The 24,687-nt window shown below is 34.5% G+C and carries 18 protein-coding genes; 3 read left to right on the forward strand and 15 right to left on the reverse strand.

The genetic code is table 11. From position 1 onward, the window contains the following. The first annotated feature begins 188 nt into the window (after positions 1 to 188). Complete coding sequence (locus FGF67_RS05635; protein WP_139695585.1) at positions 189 to 992, forward strand: SdiA-regulated/phytase-like domain-containing protein; 804 nt, start codon at positions 189 to 191, stop codon at positions 990 to 992. 44 nt (positions 993 to 1,036) lie between these two features. Here the strand turns inward: FGF67_RS05635 and FGF67_RS05640 are convergent, their stop codons facing one another. From FGF67_RS05640 to FGF67_RS17600, 5 genes are all read right to left on the reverse strand, one after another. Beyond that, the gene (locus tag FGF67_RS05640; RefSeq protein WP_139695587.1) at positions 1,037 to 1,459 is read right to left on the reverse strand and encodes a hypothetical protein; all 423 of its coding nucleotides are present in this window, start codon (positions 1,457 to 1,459) and stop codon (positions 1,037 to 1,039) included. Positions 1,460 to 1,586: 127 nt separating this feature from the next. Next, positions 1,587 to 2,351 carry a LytR/AlgR family response regulator transcription factor gene (locus tag FGF67_RS05645; protein WP_139695589.1) on the reverse strand — a complete coding sequence of 255 codons (765 nt, stop codon included), beginning with the start codon at positions 2,349 to 2,351 and terminating at the stop codon, positions 1,587 to 1,589. 5 nt (positions 2,352 to 2,356) lie between these two features. Beyond that, entirely contained in the window at positions 2,357 to 3,382 is a 1,026-nt protein-coding gene (locus tag FGF67_RS05650; RefSeq protein WP_158293182.1) for a sensor histidine kinase, read from the reverse strand. Positions 3,383 to 3,529: 147 nt separating this feature from the next. Continuing rightward, positions 3,530 to 4,039 carry a hypothetical protein gene (locus FGF67_RS05655; RefSeq protein ID WP_139695593.1) on the reverse strand — a complete coding sequence of 170 codons (510 nt, stop codon included), beginning with the start codon at positions 4,037 to 4,039 and terminating at the stop codon, positions 3,530 to 3,532. 249 nt (positions 4,040 to 4,288) lie between these two features. Beyond that, positions 4,289 to 4,423: a hypothetical protein gene (locus FGF67_RS17600; RefSeq protein ID WP_262709369.1), complete on the reverse strand. Its 135-nt coding sequence runs from the start codon at positions 4,421 to 4,423 to the stop codon at positions 4,289 to 4,291. A 255-nt stretch (positions 4,424 to 4,678) separates the two neighbouring features. On the opposite strand from FGF67_RS17600, the gene FGF67_RS05660 reads away from it, so the two are divergent. After that, complete coding sequence (locus FGF67_RS05660) at positions 4,679 to 5,704, forward strand: S1C family serine protease (RefSeq protein ID WP_139695595.1); 1,026 nt, start codon at positions 4,679 to 4,681, stop codon at positions 5,702 to 5,704. 11 nt (positions 5,705 to 5,715) lie between these two features. Here FGF67_RS05660 and FGF67_RS05665 read toward each other — a convergent pair whose 3' ends face one another. The 5 genes from FGF67_RS05665 to msrB form a co-directional block, all read right to left on the reverse strand. After that, positions 5,716 to 6,405, reverse strand: a complete 690-nt coding sequence (locus FGF67_RS05665; RefSeq protein ID WP_139695597.1) for an ion channel — start codon at positions 6,403 to 6,405, stop codon at positions 5,716 to 5,718. A 3-nt stretch (positions 6,406 to 6,408) separates the two neighbouring features. Further along, a complete protein-coding gene (locus FGF67_RS05670) occupies positions 6,409 to 10,110 on the reverse strand; it encodes a metallophosphoesterase (protein ID WP_139695599.1) in 3,702 nt (1,233 codons plus the stop codon). Between the two features lie 89 nt (positions 10,111 to 10,199). Next, positions 10,200 to 11,762, reverse strand: a complete 1,563-nt coding sequence (locus FGF67_RS05675; RefSeq protein ID WP_139695601.1) for a protein adenylyltransferase SelO — start codon at positions 11,760 to 11,762, stop codon at positions 10,200 to 10,202. Next, positions 11,759 to 12,295 carry a peptide-methionine (S)-S-oxide reductase MsrA gene (msrA, locus tag FGF67_RS05680; protein WP_139695603.1) on the reverse strand — a complete coding sequence of 179 codons (537 nt, stop codon included), beginning with the start codon at positions 12,293 to 12,295 and terminating at the stop codon, positions 11,759 to 11,761. Before msrA ends, FGF67_RS05675 begins: the two co-directional genes overlap by 4 nt. Beyond that, the gene (gene msrB / locus FGF67_RS05685) at positions 12,288 to 12,746 is read right to left on the reverse strand and encodes a peptide-methionine (R)-S-oxide reductase MsrB (RefSeq protein WP_139695605.1); all 459 of its coding nucleotides are present in this window, start codon (positions 12,744 to 12,746) and stop codon (positions 12,288 to 12,290) included. The genes msrA and msrB overlap by 8 nt, the downstream gene beginning before the upstream one ends. A gap of 151 nt (positions 12,747 to 12,897) precedes the next feature. Between msrB and FGF67_RS05690 the strand changes: the two genes are divergently transcribed. After that, on the forward strand, positions 12,898 to 14,169 hold the full coding sequence (locus tag FGF67_RS05690) for a Pycsar system effector family protein (protein ID WP_139695607.1): 1,272 nt from the start codon (positions 12,898 to 12,900) through the stop codon (positions 14,167 to 14,169). Here the strand turns inward: FGF67_RS05690 and FGF67_RS05695 are convergent. The 5 genes from FGF67_RS05695 to FGF67_RS05715 form a co-directional block, all read right to left on the reverse strand. Continuing rightward, positions 14,166 to 16,547 (reverse strand): GAF domain-containing protein, encoded by a 2,382-nt coding sequence (locus tag FGF67_RS05695; protein WP_139695609.1) that lies wholly within the window; start codon positions 16,545 to 16,547, stop codon positions 14,166 to 14,168. The two genes, FGF67_RS05690 and FGF67_RS05695, sit on opposite strands and share 4 nt — an antisense overlap. A 149-nt stretch (positions 16,548 to 16,696) precedes the next feature. After that, positions 16,697 to 18,349 carry an alpha-amylase family glycosyl hydrolase gene (locus FGF67_RS05700; RefSeq protein WP_139695611.1) on the reverse strand — a complete coding sequence of 551 codons (1,653 nt, stop codon included), beginning with the start codon at positions 18,347 to 18,349 and terminating at the stop codon, positions 16,697 to 16,699. 1 nt (position 18,350) lies between these two features. Continuing rightward, positions 18,351 to 20,234, reverse strand: coding sequence for an alpha-amylase family glycosyl hydrolase (locus FGF67_RS05705; protein ID WP_139695613.1), 1,884 nt, complete (start codon positions 20,232 to 20,234; stop codon positions 18,351 to 18,353). 2 nt (positions 20,235 to 20,236) lie between these two features. Further along, positions 20,237 to 22,624, reverse strand: a complete 2,388-nt coding sequence (locus FGF67_RS05710; protein ID WP_139695615.1) for a glycoside hydrolase family 31 protein — start codon at positions 22,622 to 22,624, stop codon at positions 20,237 to 20,239. Next, positions 22,625 to 24,685, reverse strand: a complete 2,061-nt coding sequence (locus FGF67_RS05715) for an alpha/beta hydrolase (RefSeq protein ID WP_139695617.1) — start codon at positions 24,683 to 24,685, stop codon at positions 22,625 to 22,627. Between the last annotated feature and the right edge of the window lie 2 nt (positions 24,686 to 24,687).

A 24,687-nucleotide genomic window follows, 5' to 3' on the forward strand; every position in this document is an offset into this window, starting at 1 on the left:
GTGGTAAGGTCAATTGTTTATAATGTTTCATCCAAAACGAATATAAATATTGAGCCTAAAATAGATGGGGCTAGCCCCATCTATTTTAAATATTCGTGTTGCACTTATTAATTGAACTTAGAAATAGTTTAAGATATTAAATTTTTGAATAGCAAATAAACTTATTATTTTGAAATCAAAAGAAAAATATGCTATACCAAATTCAAAAACTACTGGTTTTATCCTTTATATTACAAGCTTGCCATACAGGAAAGCTAGACCTCGTAGCACATTTACCTTCTAGCTTAAAAGAGGCTTCTGCTATTGAAAAAGTACCAAATTCTGATTTACTTTGGACTATTGAAGACAATGGTAATAAAAACAATGTTTACGGTATTAACACGCAAGGAGAAATAATAAAAAACATTAATATTAGTAATGCTACTAATGAAGATTGGGAAGATTTAACCTCAGATGCTGCAGGCAATTTATACATTGGCGACTTTGGTAATAACAGTAAAAACCGAGATATATTTACTATTTATAAAATATCAGATTTAAAAAAGAAAAACACTACCGCAGAGCGCATAGACTTTGTCCTTCCAAAAGAAATAAAATCAAAAGATTTTGAGGCTTTTTTTCTTTACAAGAACCATTTCTATGTGTTTAGTAAGGAATACAAAACAAGCATTCTTGTTAAAATTCCTAATACCATAGGAAAACATACCGCAGAACTGGTTACCGAATTTAACTTAAAAGGTAAGCATAATAGAATTACATCGGCTGATATTAGTGCCGATAGCAAAACTATAGTACTTTTAAATCACGATAAACTTTGGAAAATCACCCATTTCGAGTCGGATGATGTTTTTCAAGGTGATATCTCTGAAATGCCTTTTAAGCATGATTCGCAAAAGGAGGGCATCACGTTTAAAAACCAATCAACGGTTTACATTACCGATGAAAAAAATAAAAGCAATGGGGGTAAGCTCTATACCTTTAAACTTGATTAAATATAGCCAGTTTAAAGGTATTCCCATGATTTAAAGTAGTTTTTTTAGGCATCTTTATTTAATCGAAGGAGTATATAACTTTTATATACCTTAGCATTATTTTCGTGCAAGCTATACTGCTCATCATTAAGTAACTCTTTAGCACTCGCGTTTAACCTTTCTATGTAATTTTCAAATGCTTCTTGCATTTCGTCATTTGAATAATTAACATCTTTATCATTTAAACGCCCCATCTTTGACGTGTACATATTCACTATGGCCTCATATTCGGCTAAAGTATCGGCATCAATATTCATTTTTTGTTTGGCCTGATAAAACCATAATTGAATCTCATCTCGTTCCTCAGGAGTCAGAAAATACACTTTGTTTTCTTGTCTTTCCTGTTGTTTTGGGGTTAAATTTTGAGCACTAATAAATGAAGTAGCTAACAATAAGATTAATACGTTAAGTGTTTTTAAAGTTTGCATTGTTTTTTGTTTTGTTTGTTATTATACACCAAAATTACTGTGCATCACTTAAAATAAAACAAAATAGAAATCCAACCGCCTAAATAGATTAGTGAACCGTTCTTAATTTCTCCTGAAGTTTTACAACTTACATATTCATCCAGTTTTTAACCTCTGATGCCTTAGCTTTACTTACCACTATGCGTTCCTTAAATGATGGATTTACATTTAAAATAAGTTTACCATTAAAATAAAATTTAATATTTACTACAGCATTTTTATTAACTACAAATTGCCTATTGATTCTATGAAAATACTCGGGATCCAGTTCGTTTTCAATATCCTCAAGCTTTTTGTCGATAATATAAGGTTTATTGGTGTTGGTAACGGCTTTTACAATACCTGTTTCAATATAAAAATAAGCTATATCTTCTGTTTTTAAGGGAACTAATTCATCACGATGATGCACTAAATAAGTAGACTTGTATGTTTTATTTTTTGATTGAATTAATTGCATGATACCCCTTATCTGGCTTTCATCAAGTGTAGCTTCTTGTTTTTGTTGAGCTTTGAACTGATTTATAGCCTCGCTAAGATCTTCTTCACTTATAGGTTTGAGTAAATAATCAATACTATTTACCTTAAAAGCTTTCATAGCATATTGGTCATAAGCCGTTGTAAATACCACTGGAAGGTTTAATGTTATTTGATCAAAAATTTCAAAAGAAATACCATCGGCCAAATGAATATCCATAAATACCAAATCTACCTGAGGTTTGGTTGCAAAAAATGCAACAGACGCTTTTACAGAATCTAAAACCTTGACAATCTCAATATTTGAGTCAATACTATTTATGAGATACGTAAGATTTTCACTAGCAGCAATCTCATCTTCAACAATAACAACTTTCATATAATTTATTTTAGAGGTAGTTTCACTTTAAATGTTTGGTTTTCGTGGCTTACAACAATATTTTCTTTGAACAGAATCTGGTAGCGTTTATCTAAATTAGGCAGGCCATTACCTGTGCTATCAACAAACGTTGTTCTGGGTCTTACTGTATTCTCAACAACAATATAATCATCTTTTGCATACACCTTCACTAATAATGGATTTGTTTCTGAAATCTCATTGTGCTTTATAGCGTTTTCAACAAGTAATTGCAAAGCCAAGGTAGCTATCTTTTTCTCCATCACCGACTCATTGAGTGTTATATCAATATCAAATCTGTTTCTATATCGTGTTTTTATGAGGTAGATATAGCTTTCTAAAAACTTCAATTCTTCTTTTAAAGTTGCTAACTGGCCACTCTCACTCTGTAAAATATAGCGATACAGAAAAGATAATTTATTCACAAAGGTTGTAGCCTGTTTATTTTCTCTTATTAAAGAATTTAAAGAATTTAAAGAATTGAATAAAAAATGAGGATTAATTTGATTTTTAAGTGCATCTAATTCATTTCGTAAACTTTGCTGTTTTAGTATTTCTTTTTCGGCCAAGTAACCTTGATGCTCCATTTGATACCGTATAATTCTAGCTATAAATATACCCAGTAAGGTGATAACGGCATAAACAATATAAATCAAGGTTATATTTAGTTCACTTAAATACTCGCCTGTAAAGGTAGCTCTAAAATAAATTAACAAATAAACCCCAATAAGGTAGATAAAAACGTTTGAAAAAACCCAAATTATGTTTTTGAGATATACATTAATTTTTGAATAGAGTAATTTCCAGTTTGCATTAACTTGAAGTATAAACCAAGTATATAGAATTAAAAAAAGTGTTCTTAAAATAATATCTTTAACGGTAACCTCCGAAAAGGGATTTGACAACCTCTCAATAACCTCGTACGATCCCAAAAACCTAGGCAAATTGATAAGAAAAGATATTAGTACGGCAATACCAATAAGCAAGTATTGTTTGGCTTTTTTAAACTTCAAAATAATAGTATACTTATTTAAACACGAAAAAACCAAAGTTACAATTTTAAAACGATTATTCATTAAAACGAAAAGAGACTATCTCGCCCCTAGAAGATAGTCTCAATTCAAAGCTTGCTATTAATCATCACAAGGGGCTGGGATACCTTACATAGAATGTTTAGCTCTATAAAAACCTATCTGTTCTACTTCTTCAACAGTTGCTATAGGGTCTTCTCCAAAAACCATTTCATAAATCAAACTGCCCTCTATTTCTAATTCTTCATCCTTGCTCAGACCCTCAAAATAATTAAAGTCTGCCGGTAAATATTCTAAAGTATCAAACTCTAATTCTGAAACCTCTTCAACCTCATACACCTCAATATCATCAACTTCTAAAGCATGCGTGGACATATCTTCCCAATCAAAAAGAATAGCATTTGCAGCTTGATTGATTTCATGCTGATTTAACCCCTCAAAATAATTAAACTCCGAAGGTAAATATGCCGTAGTATCAAACCCTAAATTCACCTCTTCATCTAATTCATATACCTTAATATCACTAACTGGTAACACTTTAGATTCTGGTTTATCAAATTTGTTATTTGCGCTTAGTGTAGTACTTGTCAATACTAAAACTACCAATAAACTAACTCCTGTTTTGAACATTTTTTTCATACTATTTATTTTTATTAGTTATTACTTCTGACACAAATGTATAGCCTCATTTCAACCTACTAGCCCTGTTTCTAGGTGAACCGTCCTAAAGGCTCAGTGAAGCATCTATTTTACTCACTGACAGTTATTTGAAATACAAAATTTCACATCATTTAGCAACATATAAAACTATAAACACTTAAAACACAAGCATAAAAAAACTGCCAAAACGAAAAATCATTTTGGCAGTTTGTACTATGCTACTTAAATCTATATAAATAACATAGAAAATTCGTTGTAGTCATTTTGAGAATATACTCTTTTTGACTCATCTAATTCTAATTCTTCAATATGTTCCCAATCTACTGAAAATTGTTTTTCTATTAATGTTTTTATCGCTTTCATACTTTTATGTTTAAATTTATATAACACCAAACCTGATTTTGGATACCCAAATTTAGTATGCTATAACTTTGAAATCTGTTAGATTATAAGTGAATTGAACCAAACAACCATTAAAACGACTTAAAATAGTATTGAGGTAACACAAAGCGAATTTTAGGTGGTTAATATTCTATTTATTTCAGCTTTATAAGAACTCTTAATTCAGTGGTTTTCCTAATATAAATCTTAACTTTGTGATTTAAACAACCTAAAAACATGAACAAATTTATACATAACCTCATTGTAATTATTTTCTGCGTTAACATTACAACAGCTCAAGACATCTCAGGAGTTTATGAAAAAGTAAGTGCTTCTGTTGTGGCTATTATTACCGAAGAAAACACCATTGTAACTACTGAAAACAATGATTTTCAACGTGTTTCAAACAAAGGATTAGGCTCGGGTTTTATGGTTACAGACCAACTGGTTGTAACGGCTGCCCATGTGGTAAGAGCTCCTCAAAACATTTTTGTTCAATTTTCTGATGGTACCACCATAGCTGGCAAAGTTATCACCTCTTTTAAAAGTGCAGATATTGCATTAATTGGATTAACAGAACCTAAAGCTAATCCTACCCTTGTAAAATTTGGAGACTCCGATAAGATGAAAATTGGTCAGCAGGTCTTTACTATTGGAGTACCCTTGGGGGTTGGATTTTCATTGTCTTCAGGCTATATCAGTGGCTTTAAACGACAAAAAACAGGAACAAACCCCTTTACCGACACCGAGTTTATTCAAACAGATGCGGCCATAAATCAAGGGAATTCGGGAGGACCTATGTTCAATATGAAAGGCGAGGTTATAGGTATTGTTAGCCATATTACTACAGTATCAGGAGGTTCAAACGGTATAGGTTTTGCTTGTAGTAGTAACCTAGCTCAAAAATTGCTATTAAACAATAAAATGCCTTGGTTTGGTGCCGATTTTCACGCCTTAACAGGAAAAGAAGCCAAACTTTTTAACCTCCCTCAAAAAAGTGGTTTATTGGTACAACGTGTTGTTTTATCTTCAATTTTTGGAAAAATGGGAGTGATAGAAGGCGACACAGAAGTTGTTATAGGCAACCAAAAACTTATTGTAGGAGGCGATATTATTTTAGCGTTTAACGATATTCCATTTGACATTACTGATGAAGCCTTACTAAAATTGGCAGACCTTTTTAATACCATTGATTATAATACTTCGTTTGAAATCACCGTTTTAAGAGCAGGTAAGATGATAAAGCTAAAAACAAAATATTAGTCAGTCACTAATTATATAGGCGGCTTCATTTCCCGATGTGACATAAATTTTTGAACCACAACAGCAGTAATTATAACCATATAAAATTGCCCACAAAGCCCCACTAATATGGTTGCCTTTTGCGCCACTGGAATCATGGGAACTACATCGCCATAACCAATAGTTAACAAGGTAATGAATCCAAAATAAAGTAAGGTATCTCCTTTACTTGTCAAACTGGTATCATCAATTATAGAACCTTGAAATGCTCCGGGGTATGATAACTCAATGCTTGCAAAAATAAAAAAGGCAAGCAACCCCAAAGACACATAACCACTCATTAGCCCTACCACTACATTTTTATTTACAAACTTGGCATTCCAAACCTGAGAAATAACCTCAACAGTAGCAATAATATAGAAAACAAAATAAGCCGCAAATCTAATTAAAGACACGATATTTTTCTCACTATCATTAGCCAGTTCAACAGCAAATAAAATTAATGACAGAAAAAATATAGCAATAAATATACGCGCATAAAACTTCTTTTTCCCTATCAAAATAATCCCTGAAACTATACTAAACAGAAACAGAGTAGGCATAAGAAACGTTCCATAAACCTCTCTTGGAACCAACAAAGCTCCAAAAAGGATAAGTAACTGTCCTGTAAAAAAAAGTTCAAATCTATTTTTGTACAATTTAGAAAACAATGTATCTAGCATATTTTAAAATTTTAGCCCAAAGCCAAAAGAAAACCGAAAGCCTTCTGAGCTATTAAAAAAATTAAATGTTCCGGACAAACTATCTGCGGCTGTCACCCAAAAACCACCACCGTAATCATTATGCCATTTTTTGGAAGAATCACCCCGTAACCAAACTCTACCAACATCGGTTCCTGTAAACAATCCTATTTGTAAAGGTAATACACTGGTTTTAAATTGAGGAAAACTATAACGTAAATCGGCGCTTCCTACCAAGGAATTTTTTCCTGTAAACCGTTCTGTTCTAAATCCTCTTAGCCCATTATTTCCTCCAATGTTGGCCGCTTGATAAAACACTAGATCTGATCCAAATCTTAATTGGGTTCTTATATCGGTTTTCAAAACAAACTTCCTGTTTTCAGATAATGCATTATAAAACCCCATATCTGCATTAAGATAACCATAGGTGTTTTTAGTTTCCTTAAACTCTGTTTTTCCTCCAAGCTCTAACTTAAATGTCATCCCTTTTGAGGGATTTAATACGTCATCAAAACTTGCATAATGAAAGTCAGCCTCTAAACCTCCAAAATAACGCCTATCATAAAATGCTTCATTTGTTGGTGGAACAAACTCTTCAGTAATAAACCTATCTTCTGTATCATCTATTCTTATGCCTTCAAAAATAGCCCGAACACCATAATCACTACCAAAATTTCCTTTTTTTAGTATTCCTGCTTTCAGGCCATAAATACTCGTTTTTACTCTGTTATAATCTAAATCATCAGCGTCATTACTCGTTTCATTCCCGTAACCAAAAAAGTTGTTTGCGAAATTTTCAGTGGTATATTGCCCCCCAATATGCAAATTCCAATCATTCATAATATTTGCAAATTCACCATCATACTTTAAAGCAAAGCCTTCTGTTGCAAAAAAATATCCGCCCTTAAATCGATGTTGTTGTGAAAATGGATTGCGCTGAAATCCTTTGGTAGTAGACACATAGGAGACCCCTAGCAAAAACCCATCATCAGGATTAAATCCTATAGCCGGCGTTATCAAATTTGTTTTAACGATATGCTTGTTGAAATCAAATAGATTCAAATTATAAACATCAGTAAACCGTATCTTTGCACCTTTATTTTCAACCACGGTATTGGGTTTACTCTCATGATCATATACCTTAATTTTTCTTCCTTTTTTTATGATGTATGAATCATTTTCTTGGCCCCCTATAAGTCTTATAAAAATGGGGTTATCACCTTTTCCTGAAACTTCAAAAACATCTTTATCATCTAAACCATAAATCCAAATTTCTTTTGTAATATCACGATTAAAGGTTCTATCAACAATAATCTCTCCTTTTTCACCATCAATAATTCTTGATATTTTGACATGCGTTTCTTTGTTTCTTGTTCGTTTAATTTCTATATAATCATCTTTATCTGTACCTGTTAATATTACCAACTTATTTAAATAATTATAATATCTGCTGGCAATAGTTTGAAGATTGGCTTTTCTTCCCGTTAGTTTTGTTTTTATCTCTTCTAATGTTTCGTCTTGCACTGCTTTGGGTACTTTTGAAAATGCTTTTTCAATAACTTCATCAGTTATATTATCCTGCAAAAATTTTGCTTCTTGTATCCAAATATCTTCACCTGCTTGCTGAATTAAAACTCTATCTAATTTTATTCCAGCACTGTTCATCCAATCAATATGCTTTAGTTCCTCATCATACACCTGAAGTTGTTTTGTAGAACCAGAAATAATACGCATAACATCTAACAAGGCACCATCAAAATTTGAAAACACCTGATCTCTATCACGCGGTACAGCCTTATAATACTTATCGCCATTGTCTTGATCAAATTGAGCCCATCGCCATTGATCTTGATGCCTATCCCAGTCGCCTATAAGCATATCAAACAAACGCGCCCTAATAAAGGTGTGTTCATCAATTTTATGTTTTTCATCTTCACGTGTCTTTTCAATAATATCATGAGTGCTTTCAATATCATCAGCGAAACCAAAATTTCTGTCGTCTGCATAGTTTTCCTCGGGGCGTTCTTCAATCATATATAATTCACCACCATATTCTTCATTGTATTCCCCTAAATATTTATGCTTAGGAATAAAATATAATTTCGGATTGGTATGGTATATTTTGGCTGCATCAGATAAATCTGGAACTACTGTAAATGCATAGGGATGTGCTGCTGTATAAAAATCTAAAATCAAACCTTCAACGGCGGTTCTTTCAAATTCATCCTGAATATAGGTGTTTTTAAACAGTACCGCTTGCAGATATTGGGTAGCACTTTTTCTAAGCGCCCGCATATTTAACTCTCTACCATCTTGAGTTTTTAAACGTAATGACCGTGTTTGATGGCCTCCTCCTTTTCTAACAATTTCCAGTCCGCCATAAAGCGTATCAAGCGTCGCTACTTTCGCCTTAATTTTTGTACTGTACACCGCTCTGTAATGATCTCCCCAAACTGATTCAAAAAAACCAGACGCTTCAGTTTCTTCTTTTGAATATACAGACACTTCTATTTCCTGAGGAAAACTCTCTGGCAAATGTGACACATCATAATGTAACTTTGGTGGATAGACTTCAGTAGTAAACAACTCCTTAGGATTTCCATTTTCAGCACCAAAAAAACGCACCCAACTACTACCGTCCTTAAAAATAGTCAACTCAGCAAAACCCTGTTCTCCCGACGAAAACAATCCATTTTCACCAATTTCGGCAAAAGATTCTTTGGCACCTGATCCCGATACAATCTGTTTTATGCCTTTGTTTTCAATATACTGAAGGGTGTGCTCATGCCCAGAAACAAAAATAACATTATCGGTATCAAGCGTTAATGTTTCTAACCTATTCATAAGCCTATGATAGCGTTCATTATATCTGTCTTGAACGGACACACCTCCTTGTGTTCTTATTTGAGTAATTAATGAGCCTATGCCGGGTAACGGTATTTTATTCTGAAATGGGTAAAGGTGTTTTTCAGCCGCATATTTTCCACCGTGAGACCCATTGGTATACATAGGATGATGCATAGCAAAAACAATCGTTTTATGCTGAGCCTTTTTTAGTTCTCCTTCTACTTCTTCAAAAAAGCGTTCTCTAGTTTTTATTTCACATGCGTCATTTATTGTGGGGTGATTATTCCAGTTCTCTAAATACCATTGGGTATCAATGATGAGAAGTTGAATACTCTCGCTCACGTCAATACTCTCTAAAGGGCAACCGTGTTCGGGCTGAAACGTATTTTTACCTAAAAGATTATCTACATATTTTTCTTCGCGCCGAAGACCCTGAACACCACCAGCATACCAATCATGATTCCCTGGAATAAAAACAACATTTCCTTTAAATTTGCTGACCGCATTAGCCTGAGCTTTGAGGGCGTTTTCAGCCTCAGCTCTTCCTTTTTCATGTTTTTTAGGCAGTCCAGCTGGGTAAATATTATCTCCTAAAAAAAGAGTATAGTCGTCTTTTGTCTTTTTTTCTTTTATGTAAGCATTAAACGCCGTTAATGCTTTTGACATGCCTCCCATGAGTGATTTTCCTGCATCGCCTACTAAATAAAACACTTTATCAACTTCTTTTTGAGGCAATTTTGTTTCGGCATGATTTTCATCTGCATATTGAGCCGTATAAGTGGCACAGGCATGAAAAAGAAAGACTAAAATGACAATAAGTATAGTTTTTTTCAATGGCATGTTTTATTAATTTCTACTTAGAAATATATTCTATTTTTTTATTTAAAACAAATAGCATCATACTATGGCACTTTGTTGTAATACAACGTTTATGAACTACACGAAAGCATAGAACAGCCCACCTTATGTCTGGCCCACTCAGGTCGTTTCGCAAACCATTTTTCCTGTTTATACTGCTCATCATAAGGATACTTTAATAATTGAAACAACTCATCTATTAACGCGTAATTCCCTTTATCGGCTTCATCAATAGCTAACTGCGCCATGTAATTTCTTAAAACGTACTTAGGATTCACTTTATTCATACCCTTAGCCCTTGCTTCATCTGAAACAGACTCCTCCAGCAAACGGTTAGCATAGGCCTCAAACCACGCTGACCATCTTGTTTTAACCTCATGAGAAAGTTCTTTAGGAGTGTAAAATGCTTCTTCTATGAGCGGTAACCCTTCATGTGGATTACACTTTTTGAAACGTCCTAAACATCTAAAAAAAATCGTCATATCTGTTTCTGTGAGACACAAAATATCCTCTAAATCTTGAACTAATAGTTTATCTTTTGTTCTTTCTACTTGCAGTCCTAATTTTTCCCGCATCATCTTCAAGGAAGCGTCTTCAAAATCAACCTTATATTGATTTAGAATAGCCTCCAATGCTGGAGCATCTTCAATTAATGGATATAGGGCATTGGCTAACTGCAACAAATTCCACAACCCTATGTTAGGCTGATTACCATATCGGTATCTTTTATACTGACTATCTGTAGTATTGGGTGTCCAACCAAAATCAAAGCCTTCTAGCCAACCATACGGCCCATAATCTATGGTTAAGCCTAAAACCGACATATTATCGGTATTCATAACTCCATGAACAAACCCAACACGCTGCCAATGTATAATCATACCTAACGTGCGTTGGGTAACCTCATTAAAAAACTTCAAATACGTTTCTTTATTAGGTATTCCTAAATGTGAAAAATGGTGCTTTATAGTATAATCTACCAAGGTTCTCAAATTTTCAACATCCTGTCTTGCAGCAAAAATTTGATAGTTTCCAAAACGTAAAAATGATGGTGCTACTCTACAAACAATAGCTCCTTTTTCATAGGTTGGATTGCCATCATACATCACATCTCTCAAAACCCGATCACCAGACAAAACCAATGACAATGCTCTAGTTGTTGGCACCCCTAAATGATACATGGCTTCACTACACAAATACTCTCGAATGGAAGAACGCAATACGGCCAAGCCATCTGCAGAGCGAGAATACGGTGTTTCTCCTGCCCCCTTTAACTGCAACATCCAGCTTTTTGCTTCATGTGCTACTTCAAATAAATTAATAGCTCGTCCGTCACCTAGTTGTCCTGCCCAATTTCCAAATTGATGTCCGCCATAGCACATCGCATAAGGCCTTGTATTTGGCCATATTTCATTTCCAGAAAACACCTTTAAAAACAGATTAGACGTACTATCTTCTTTGGATATCCCTAAGTTTTCAAGCATTTCAGGTGCCACATGAATCAACTCTGGCCTTGTCGTTTTTTTTGGTGTTACATATGAAAAACAAGCATTAAAAACCTGCCGCCTCGAATTTTCAAGATGTGTATCAGCAGGCAACTCTAAATTAAACTTATCTTTTATATTTAGTTTCATGATTGTAATTTTTCGGCGTGCATGCTTCTAAGCTTTGCAAGTTTTGGTGTAATAACAAAACTACAATACCCCTGTGTTTGATTATTTAGGTAGTAATTTTGATGATAATCTTCAGCTTCATAAAAAACCTCTAGAGGACTAATTTCTGTTACAATAGGCTCATTAAAATGAGGTTTCAGCTCTTCAAGAACATGTTCAGCCACGGCTTTTTGTTCATTATCATGATAAAAAATCACCGATCTGTACTGCGTACCTTTATCGGCACCCTGTCTGTTTAAGGTTGTAGGGTCATGTGTTGTCATAAAAATTACTAAAAGATCATAATATGAAATCACGTCTGGACAAAAGGTAATCTGAACAACCTCAGCGTGTCCCGTTAAACCAGAACAAACCTCTTTATATGTGGGATGCCCTGGTACTTGACCTCCCGAATATCCAGAAACCACACTATTTACACCTTTTACCTCTTGAAAAACGGCTTCAGTACACCAAAAACAACCGCCTCCAAAAGTGGCTTGCACCTTGTTACTCATCTTTATCTTCCTTTATTAAACGCAACGCACTTGAATTAATACAATAACGCAACCCGCTAGGTTCAGGTCCATCAGGAAACACATGCCCTAAATGTGCATCACAACTATTACACATCACTTCAACACGCATCATCCCATAAGAATTGTCTTTTTCATATTTAATAGCGTTTTCTTTTATAGGTTGTGTAAAGCTTGGCCAACCTGTACCTGACCCAAACTTTATACTAGAATCAAACAAAGGTGTATCACAACATATACAATTATATTTCCCAGCATCATAGGTAGAACACAAAGCGCCTGTATGCGGGCGTTCAGTACCCTTTAGCCTTGTAATTCTAAACTGTTCTGGCGTTAATATTGCCTTCCATTGTGCAGGAGATTTTTCAACCCGTTGGTCTGGTTCTGCATTACCATTTACTGAAAATCTTACAATATCTTTCCAAGTTAACATAACTAAAATTATTACAGATATAATATACCTAAATATCTTGAATAGTAAAAGTAGTCGTTATTTTTCCAAATTCCTTATGACTTAGCATAAAGTATGAATTCTGATAATTTTGTTATATTTTAGACCATGTGTACCAAATAAACTACTATTTATGTCCAAATTGATTGAAAATACAGAACGTTTCGTGTTTGACCTGTTTAAAAACGAACTCGATGCTTCTTTTATTTATCACAATCTTACGCATACCCAAAGAGTGGTAAAAAGTGTTCGAGAGATTATTGAAAACACCGATATTAGTAAAGAGGATGCTGAGGCTCTTGAGCTAGCCGCATTACTTCACGATACAGGCTACACAAAAACCATAGAAGAACATGAAGCTGAAAGTGTTAAAATAGCCTCCAAATTTTTAGAAGAACAAAAAGCAGACAAACCGTTAATTGACAAGGTAGCACAATGCATTTTAGCCACCAAGTTTAAGGGGGTTCCAGACAGTGAACTTGGTAAAATCATGCGAGATGCTGATGCCTCTCATTTTGGAAAAAAATATTTTCCTGAAGCCAGTGAGTTTTTAAGAAAAGAACTAGAAATTCAAGGCATTGCAAATTATACCCCTACAGAATGGCTTAATGAGAACATAAACGTACTCACTAAAAAACACGAGTATTTTACAGACTATGCCCTTAAAAATTGGCAGCCCACAAAAGAAAAAAACCTTGCCAAACTTTTAAAATCAAAAAAGAAAAAGAAAAGTAGACTAAAAAAAGAAGAGATAAAGGCAAAGTATAAAGCACAATACAAAAATGAAAGCCCCGAACGTGGTATTCAAACCTTTTACCGTGTAGCACTAAGAAATCACACAAAACTAAGTGATATTGCAGATACCAAAGCCAATATTTTACTTTCTGTTAATGCTATTATTATATCCTTGGTTTTATCTAACTTAATTTCAAAACTAGATTCAAACACTTACCTGATATACCCAACAGCTATTTTTACTTTTTCTTGCGTTGTATCTATGGTGCTTTCCATCATAGCAACAAGACCTAATGTAACAAGCGGAGAGTTCACAAAAGAAGATGTTGCTAATAAAGATGTAAACCTCACTTTTTTTGGAAACTTTCATAAAATGAAATTGAATGAGTTTGAATGGGCTGTTAAAGAACTCATTCAAGACAAAGACTATGTGTATAATTCACTCACTAAAGACTTGTACTTTTTAGGTAAGGTTTTAGAACGTAAGTACAGAATATTGCGTTATACGTATACCATTTTTATGATTGGCATGATAATATCTGTTATTGCCTTTGGAATTGCTTTAAAAAAGAACGGTGCTGAATTAAAAGATGTTTTACCCGAAGAATCTCCTATATCTGATAATTTTCAACCATTAACACAGAATAACATAAAAGTTTACAACCTTTAATGTTTTAATTCTTTCATAAGGTCTTCATAAGTGTAAAAAGATTTATTGTCATCTTCTTCTCTATGATACAGTACACTTACCCGAATAGCCTTTAATCCTGTTACACCTTGAAGATCTTGAAGTTCAACAATTTCAACATCATCATCTAAATAATGTTTTGATTGTAAAAACTCCACATACCTTAAATACTCTTGTTCATCTGCCTTTTGTGAATACACAATAGTAATTTTACCTTTTTGTGTTACACGCTCTTCTGTGTTTTTTATGAAAGCCTTATCTACCCGCTTTTTTACTATTTCATATCGCGCGTTATAGGTACCATCAACGTCAAACTGCTTTTCATCCATTCTAAACCTAATGGATAGTGGCTGATTAAACACTAAAATCATGGACGCTACATCTAAAGATATTGGATATTTGTGCTGTGTGTTATAGTATTCATTTTCCATTTCACACATCACCTGAAGCTGCCAAAGCCTTAAATTATAAAGATACACTTGATTAAAACCATCTCTTTTGGTTATACTTTCACCAATGTACATATTATGCTCAACACCATCTGTTTTGTAACGTTCAAAATAATGCGGATACATGGTTTGAGCCTCTATCTGTTTTTCATCTAAAAGGGCAGACATGTTTTTATTTATCCGCATGATGGTTTCGTCGTAGTTTTTTCTATAAAAATAAATTAAGCCTAAATCTTCATCTAGCTTACTCATATAATCTTCTATTTCAGGCTTCAATTTTACATTTTTTCCAAGCTGAAATTTAAGTAACGGATCTATTTCCTTTTTCAAGAAAGCAACTACAGTGTGTTCACTATCTACTTTAAAATTGGTTTTCAATTCTTTACTATATTGGTTTAGCTGAAATTGTAATTGCTCATAAATAGGCAATGCCTCATGATCTACAATATCCTTCATGATTTTCTCTAATAACGATAATTGAAGCAGCAGGTCTTTTTGTGTTGCTAAATTCCTTGCCTCAGAAGACCCCTTTACATCAATTTGTCCGTAAAGCGGATATACATTTTCAAAAACAACAGACTGGAAAGATGCTTTTTTACCTAATGTTGCTTTATCTTTAAGAAACTGTTTAGCAGCATCAACAAATTTCCAATAAACACTAGTGTGAATAGAGGTACATTCCTGCTGAATTACAGCTTCAATTAAATTTTCTTTTGCTTTTATTGAGCGCTCAAAAGCAGCCGATATAAAAGGCATAACATCATTCAACTTATTGGCATTAACACTATTTAAGCGTTTCGGTTCTGTTGAAACTAACTCAAGAAGCCCCATAAGTCCTTCTTCATTTGATATGGGCACTAAAATAGCACTTCCAAAACCTTGTTTGTGCAAGGCATTAATATGTGGCGCACGCCCTTTACTTATTTTATGCTGCTCTTTTATGTCTGATATAGAATAGAATTTCTGCTGATTTATAATTCTGTTATATGACCAATCACAAAGCGCCTCGGTACATCCTAAGAGTTCTTTGTCTTGGAGCAGAAAACTTTTTATATTGTAGATATTAAGATCTTCAAAAATGCCTTCTTCCTTTGAATATAAGCAAAAACCAATGTTTAAATCTCTAAAACCAAAAAGCGAACGAAACACTTCTTCAAATTCATTCATAAAATGTTCTTCGTCGCTGCTATCTTCATCGATTAAATACGACTTGATTTGAGAAATAGCTTGATCATCAGTTACACTAAACATATTAGAAATAACAAACCCATTAAACTGGTAGCTGTTTGGCGGAAACTTTTCCTTCCAAAGTTCTATATTTTCAAAATTATCAAGTAACTCAAAATAATCCTCCTTGGTTATTTTCTTTGCCTCATTTGTAGCTACGATCTCACAGAAATCGGCATTATATAAAATTTTATAATACTGAAGCACACCATTGGCATCAGGTATTTCGTAATAAAAAGGTCTTTTAAACGTTATATTATACCCGTAACACACATTAAGAATTACGGTACAAGCAATAATATATAACTCATCATTTGGTAAGCTTTTCATCTCAAGTTCATAGCCATCACCTGCTTGACTTATAATACTTTTAAAACGCTCTGAACTATTAAACACAAAATTATGAAACGGCACTGATGCCGCTTTTATCTCATTTTTTGTTAATAAGGGAGAGAAAGTATCTTGTAAGATGATTTCTATTTCTTTCTTTCTTGTTTTTAAAATAGTTACATCTCTAAAACCTGCCTTTAACTCAGGGTAAACCTGTGCTATATCTAAAATACGTTTCGCCTTAGATTTTACGAACACATCGTCACTTTTTAACAACACCTCATACGCTTCAAACAGTTTTTTGAAGCTTATTTTCAATTCTAAAGGTGATTCAATACACTCGTTGATATCCATGTTATGTAATTGCTTGTAATACAAATTTAGTAAATATTGGGTTAGTCGATATTTGTACGACTTCTTAACATGGCATTTGTTACATAAAAAAAAAGGACTTTCCTCATCGAAAAATCCTTTCTCTTTTAATTTTTTCAAAGACCAAAAAACTAAATACGCTCTAAAAGTATCAGGTTAAATGGTGTATTTAAACGTATTTTGTCATCATCAACAGTAACCTCAACTCCAGAATAGGCATCGCGTAACACATCACCCTGTTTAAACACATCTGAAATATTAACTTCCTTTTCACCTTTAGCCATTCCTAAACCAATCAAGACTAAATCATTATAGTTATCTTTTGAAAATTGTCTTGAAAAAATAAACGGATCCTTACTTAATTCATTATGAATACCTGCTCCAACCGCTGGATGATTGGCTCTAAACTTACCCAGTTTTTGCCAGTGCTGCAGTATTTGTTTGGTTTCAGCGTCTTGCTTTATAGCCTCCCAATTCATGAAGGAACGCAGTTTTGCATCACCTTTTGCACCTTCAACGTCTAACACTCTTGCCGACTCATCTCCGTAGTAAACTTGCGACATTCCTGGACATAACAATAGTTTTATAGCGGACTCATAAGGTTTCTCTCTTTTAGCGTCATAAGGGGAACCATCGTCATGAGAACTTAAATAATTTAACACCGTATACCCTTTTAAGTCGCCATGTAACACATCTGAATAATTTTGAAACACATGTGCCGTTGTTTCTTGTGCCGCCTTCCATTTCAATTCAAAATTAATCAGGCTGTTAAAGGCATTATCGTAGTAATTGATGCGTTTACCTCCATTATTAAAGGCTTTTTTATCACTTAAGTTATAGTTGTAAACCTCGCCAACAAGAAAAAACTCATTATCATCTAGCACACCCTCTGGATGATTGTTTTTGAATGTTGCAAACGCCGCATCACATACTTTTTTAAACTCCTGCCAAACATAATCTTCTGTGTGCTTAACGGTATCTACCCTATACCCATCAATGCCAAACTCTACAATATAATCAGACAGCCATTTCATTATATAAAATCTTGGCGCCTTTGGGTATCCCGTCCTTTTAAAAAAAGCATCTAGCTCTTCTAGTTCTTCCTCATATCTACCTTCCTTTTTCCATTTTTCTAATAATTGCGGCGGTAAGTTTACAGCTTCATTACTTTCGGTTCTAATATCTGGAAGGTTTTCTACCAAAGTACAGGTTACTGTACTTTCGTACGTTTCATAATTACAGGTAGGTTCGGTGCGTACCCATTCATTAGGCCACACCGAATCTTGATCTGTAACGGGTCCTGTATGGTTTATAACTGCATCAAGTAATACCCTGATACCTTGCTGATGAGCCACATCAATCAATTCATGTAAATCTTCTTTGGTTCCAAAATTAGGATCAAGGCTTGTCCAATCACTTGCCCAGTAGCCATGAAACCCATAACTTAACCCTGTGCCTTCATCTGTTCCGCCTTGAATTTGTTCTACTAAAGGCGTCATCCAAATAGCATTGATTCCTAAATCTGAAAAATAACCCTCTTTTATTTTTTGAATGACCCCTTTTAGATCGCCTCCTTCAAAACCTCGCAAAACAGCCGTGGAGTCCGTTCTATTAAAGTTCACATCATTAGACGCATCTCCATTATTAAAGCGATCGGTTAATAAAAAATAGACATTTGCGCCTTCCCAAATAAAAGGCTGTATTTTTGGCTTAGGCGCCTTGTGTTGACAGCTAAAAAGCATAAAAACACCTAATAATACTAAGAAGATTTTAGCTCGTTTCATATTATTTGCTCAGCTTAAGAATAAATGACTCAAGCGGTTTAATATCTATACGAACACGTGCCTGATTCCCTGTAACTTTTAACGTTGATGTGTACGTTTTATAAAGTTGGTCTTTTAGAACATATTTACCATCTGTCAACTGCCACTCCTGTACAATTTCCTCTGGTAAGCCTAATTCAAATCCGAATGTATCATGAGTGTCAAAATTTGAAATAATAATTAATTTTTCATCTTCGCTCCACCTCACAAAAGACAATACTTTGTCATTATACCACTCAGTGTAGTGCTCATTAAACAATTGAATATCGGCATAGTTGCCCATCAAAGCTTCACTATGTATAGTAAAGTTTAGTAATCGTTTATAAAAATCTCTTAACGCTTTTTCTTCTTTGGTAAGTTGACCGCCATCAAACTTTTTATCATTGACCCAACGTTGATGTGCTGGCACACCTACATAATCAAAAATAGATGTTCTGGTTGCTGAACCAAACCCTGCATTTTCAGAAGCATCTTCACCAACTTCTTGACCAAAATATATCATAGTTGGCGCTGTTGAAGACGTTGCAGAAACCACCATAGCTGGTTTCCCTTTATCTGCATTACCGGCAAAATCAGGACTAGCAATACGCTGTTCGTCATGATTTTCTAAAAAATGAAGCATATGATGTTCAATATCAGCAAGCTCATTCAGAATTGGAGGAATATTAGTGGTTTTACCATGACCTTGCATGACATGTTTTAACGTATCATAAAGCTGTACTTTATCATACAAATAATCCATTTTCCCTTTTCTTATATAGTCTCTATATAACCACGGGTTATAAACTTCAGCCAGTAAAAAGGCTTCTGGATTTTTCATTTTTATAGCCGAGTTCATGAAACTCCAAAATTCAACAGGTACCATTTCAGCCATATCATACCTAAAGCCATCAACACCCTTAGCAACCCAATACAGTGCTATATCTCTAAATTTAATCCATGAATTCGGCACTTTTTTATTTTTCCAAAACTCAAAATGCGCTTTATAATCTTTAGTATCAAAGTCCTCTGGTAAGGTATCAAAATCTTTATGACCTTCTGGAGACACCCCGTAATTTACTTTTATAGTTTCGTACCAATCATTCACATCTGGTTTTGAGGCTCTCGAGCCATTGCCTGTCCATTTAGCTGGCGTCTCTTCAAATATACCATCAATCAAAGGGTGCTTTTCGCCACCTAAGGGCTTATTGTTATCGTGCCAATCTGGCAACTGAAACGATTCGCCCGGATTGTAGTAAAAATTATTATCTACATGATAAGTCACACTAGTATCATCATCTTCTCCAAAATCTTTTACACCTTTAGGTTTCGTAATACTCGCATAATTTCTGGCCACATGATTTGGCACAATATCAATAATAACCTTTAAACCAGCTTTATGAGAACGCTCTATTAAGCTTTGAAATTCTTCTAATCGGTTTTCAACATTCTCAGCTAAATCCGGATTTACGTTATAATAATCTTTTACGGCATAAGGTGAACCAGCTCTTCCTTTTACTACCTCTGGATCATCATTTGAAATACCATATGCAGTATAATCTCTAATAACCCCATGGTGTGGCACACCTGTATACCAAATATGAGTAACCCCTAAATTCTTAATTTCCTTTAAGGCTTTCATTGAAAAATCATTAAACTTTCCAACGCCATTTTCTTCAATAGTGCCCCAAGGTTTATTGGTGGTATTGGTATTCCCGAATAATCTTGTAAAAACCTGATAGACTACTTCCTTTTTCTTAACATCTTTCATTGTTAAATTCGTATTAACGTTCAACTCATTTTTAGTTTCCTTACAAGCAAAGAAACAGCTAAATAGTACTACGAATATAATTTTTACTAATTTCATTTTCACAGTTTTATTTGAATATCTTTTATTTCATTTGTTTTCCAAACCAATGTCATCGTCAAACTTTTTGATGAGGCGTTCCATTTAAAGCGCTTTTTTTCTCCTTCAACAAAAACGCCTTTTGGTTCGTTTTGAATATTATGCACAACAAACTCTAACTTCTTTTTACTTGCTTTTTCAGCGTTTCCGATTTCAGCATGCCATGTAAACTCTAAAAACTCACCTGAATAAGCTGCCTTATATGTTACTATTTCATACAATCCTTTTTTAAAGGCATTAGGTGTTGTTCCATCGTCATTATAATAAGCTCTCGAGCTATTCTTAACGGAATCGGCATGATAATAATGCAGTTGTAATGTATTTGCATTATATGATTCTGTACTCTGCATTGGTAATGCCATAGGAATAAAAGCGCCTGCTCGCACAAAAGTGGGAATGCTTCTTGTTTGAACTGCTATAGATTTGGTTTGTCCACCGCTATACAATGTATTGGTATAAAAATCAAACCATGTATTATTTTTAGGAAAATAAACATTTTGCGCTTGCTGACCTGGCTTTAAAATTGGTGCCACTAAAAAATCATGTCCCCACAAATAGGTTTCTGAGTAGTCTTGAAGTTCTTTATTATCAGGCTCTTCAAAAAACAACGGACGCATGAGTGGTTTTCCAAACTGGTTATTTTCATAAACCAAGTTATAATTATACGGCAAAAGTTTATACCGTAATTCAATAGCTTCTTTAGCCAGAGCCTTAGCACTGTTACTTCTAAACACAGGCTCACTAGCCACTTCTTCCTGAGCATGTGGTCTGTATATAGGCTGAAAAACACCATACTGTAACCAACGTGTATACAATTCATCATCTAGATTAGCGCCTGCAAATCCACCCAAATCTGAATGCATATAGGCTAAGCCCTGCATACTCATTTGTAGAGCGATTTCTGGTTGACTTTGTAAACCTCCCCAAGTTCTATTAACATCACCAGACCAAGGCACAAGACCGTAACGCTGTGCTCCAGAATACCCAGCGCGCATGAGTATAAACGGACGCTTTTCAGGGAAATCTCTTTGATACCCTTCTAATACTAGGCGTGCCCAATCGCTTCCATAAATATTATGCACCTCATCAGCCGTTCCTGTAGCATGAAGTAAATCTGACGGATGAACCTCAGGTTCTCCTAAATCACCCCAAATACCCTCTACACCTTTACTAATGATAGCATCACGATAAATATTCCAAAACCATTTTTCGCCTTCGGGTTTATAAATATCAATCAATCCCGTATTCCCGAAAAAGAAGTCATAGGTGTATGGATTCCCTAACGAATCTTTTGCCAAAACTTCTTTAGCCACGGCATCATCCCATCGCTTAGAAGTTGTTAAAACAAAAGGCTCTGTAATAACCACGGTTTTTACATTGTTTCGTTTCAACTTTCTTACCATGCCAACAAAATCAGGAAATGAATCTTTATAGACTTCAAGATTTCCCATAGTTCCTTGCACATCTTTTCCAAACCAATACAAGTCTAAAATAATAGCATCCACGGGAATCTTTTCTTTTCTAAACTTATGGATTGTCATTTCTGTTTCCTTTTGAGAATGATATCCAAATCGACTAGAAAAATTCCCCAAAGCCCATCGTGGTAGCATGGGTTGTTTTCCTGTAAGATTGGTATAACTACTGGTAATATCATACCAGGAATCTCCCGCTATGATTTGGTAGGTCTTTCTTCCTGAAATGGTTTCATAAGTCAAGGTATTGTTGTCATGACTATCTAAATCTAAATATCCAATAGGCGCATTATCAAAATGAACCATATATCGTTTTGAAGACATTACAATGGGTAAAGTAAAATTCATGAGTTCACTGTGATCTTCATAACCATAGTGTGCGCGGTTATAAAGCTGCAAGCGATACCCTCGGCGATTCATACCTAAGGCACGGGCACCGCCACCATACAATACTTCATCGTCTGTCAAATTAAAGGCTAAGGTTTCAAACTCATCTGTCTTCACATAGCCTTCTTCTTCAGAAAGCAGTGGTTTTCCCTCATACTGGTACGAGATTTGAAAGGGTGCTTTTTGAATAGCAACATGTATGCCTTTTGAAGAAAAGCTAAGTTTATTTTCAAACTCCTCTAAGGCAACCTTTACCCTTTCAGGATTCATAACAACAGCATGTGAGCTTTTAATTTTTGTTTCTGAAAGTGGTACAAAAGTGGTTTCTACAATTTTTGGTGTGTAAAACTGAACATAATAAGTACCATCACTCACAGTAATCTCTAAAACCTCATTTTGATTTACCTTTGCGCTTTTAAATACCCGATTTTCATTTTGAGTAAACCCAAAAACACAGACAAACAGGGCTAATACAACTAATCTTAATTTCATCTACTTTTTTAATAAATATGTTAATGGAATATGTAAACGTTTGTTCCAAGCGCTCTCTGTATGATCTGCACCCTGGAACTTAAAATTTTCATATTGCGGTTTGGTATAGCCGTTTGGTTTTAAAATATTTTCAACCTGTAAAGCATACTGCAGATAATGCTTATCAAGGGTTTCTGTGCCATAATCGAAATACAGACGATGGGTTTTGGGATTGGGCAAATGCGTTTCCATATAATTAAGAATGGCATGAGGCACGGTTGAAAACGTATCTGAAACTGGTACTACTCCAGGCCAATGCGTTGAGAGACATGCCGCCGCACCAAATACATTTGGATACTCACAGATAGCATACATAGACATTAAACCACCCATACTTGATCCAGCTACAAATGTATTTTCAAGATTGGTGTAGGTTGAAAATTGTTCATCAACAAGTGGCTTGAGTTCTTGAACTATAAATCGTAAATAGTTATCACCATGTAAAGCTTTATCAGAGTTGGGATCAGCTTTTAATGCCAAGGCCTTTTTTTGAATATCTGGGCTTAAGTTTTTAAAGACTTTCTGAGGAAATAAATCCTGCCAACGCAAGTTTTTTATATTATGGATGCCTACTATAATAAAATCTTTTACAACCCCTTTATTCAACAGTTTTGTAGCCACCTTATCTACTTTCCATGCTTGTTTGTTCCAAGTACTGGCGGGGTCAAAAAGCATTTGTCCATCATGCATATATAATACCGCATATTTTTTATCTTCGGAATAGTTTTCAGGAAGCCAAACATCAACAGGTCTTGACACTATATACTTTGAGGTATACCCCTCTAATCGCATTAAACTCCCATTTGATACATTAATGCCCCTATACGGCTTAAATGTCATGGTGGTTTCTGGCATATTGAACAACCATTTAATAGCTGTTTCAAATTCATTTTTCCAAAACGATTCACTATGAGTGCCTTCAGGAGTTATTTTCATTTTTAGATTTTGCCTGTTAAAACCTTGGTTAATTAAAAGCGTATACATTTTAGTGACATGGGTCTCCATATCACTAGACTCTTTACCACCCCCTAAAAGATACACCTTAGACTTGTTAGCTGCATGAGCTCGTTTGGTTGTAAAATCATAAACCTGATTAAAATACCAAAACGAGGGTGAAAACACAGCCGATTTACCAAACACACCGGGTCTTTCAAACGCTGCATAATGTGCAAACAAACCACCCATTGAAGCTCCTATAATAGCGGTGTTTTCAGGATTTGATTTTGTTCGAAATGTATGATCTATTTCTGACTTAAGTGTATTTACTAAAAAATCTAAATAGCCTTTAGCCTCACCTTTTCCATGACGTTCTGCATCCCAAGGGGCATACTCACTCAGTCTTTTATCATTTCCATGATCGACAGCCACCACAATTAAACCAAAACCCAATTTTTCATATAATTTATTAAGGGTTTCGTCAACTTCCCATTCCCCACTATAAGATGTTTTTATATCAAAAACATTTTGTCCGTCTTGCAGATATAACACAGGGTAGTAATTGGTTGAACTTTCATAATTTGGAGGTAAATACACAGTAATTTTTCGCGTTCTTTTTAATTGAGGTATGTTATAATTTTCAGCAAACACAGTGACATTTGCAGCCGCTGTAGAAGAATTAACATGTCCCGAATCCTGCCAATTCACTATATGGATATTTACAGTATCATTTAATTTATTAAAGGAATAAACCCTATTTTCTATGGGATTACCATCTGACGCGCATTCTACTGAATTCCAATCGCCTTTGGTGAACTTAAAACTAATGTGTTCCTTGTATTTTGGTACTGTAATTTGATACTGATTCCGTAATTTTTTAAGTTTAAATAGATTGCGCCCACCTGACCAACCTTCAAAATTGCCTGAAATAAACAAATCATTGTTAAAATCATGACTTTCAGGCAAGCCCTTAACAATAAAAGTTACAAGTTCATCACCAAGTATAGGATTGTCTTTATCGTTTTTTTTGCCAAAACACGACCATAAAAACAGAGCACTACATACTAAAACACACCATCTATACATGG

This window comes from Allotamlana fucoidanivorans (assembly GCF_006265225.1).
In the GTDB taxonomy this organism is placed as follows: Bacteria; Bacteroidota; Bacteroidia; order Flavobacteriales; family Flavobacteriaceae; genus Allotamlana; species Allotamlana fucoidanivorans.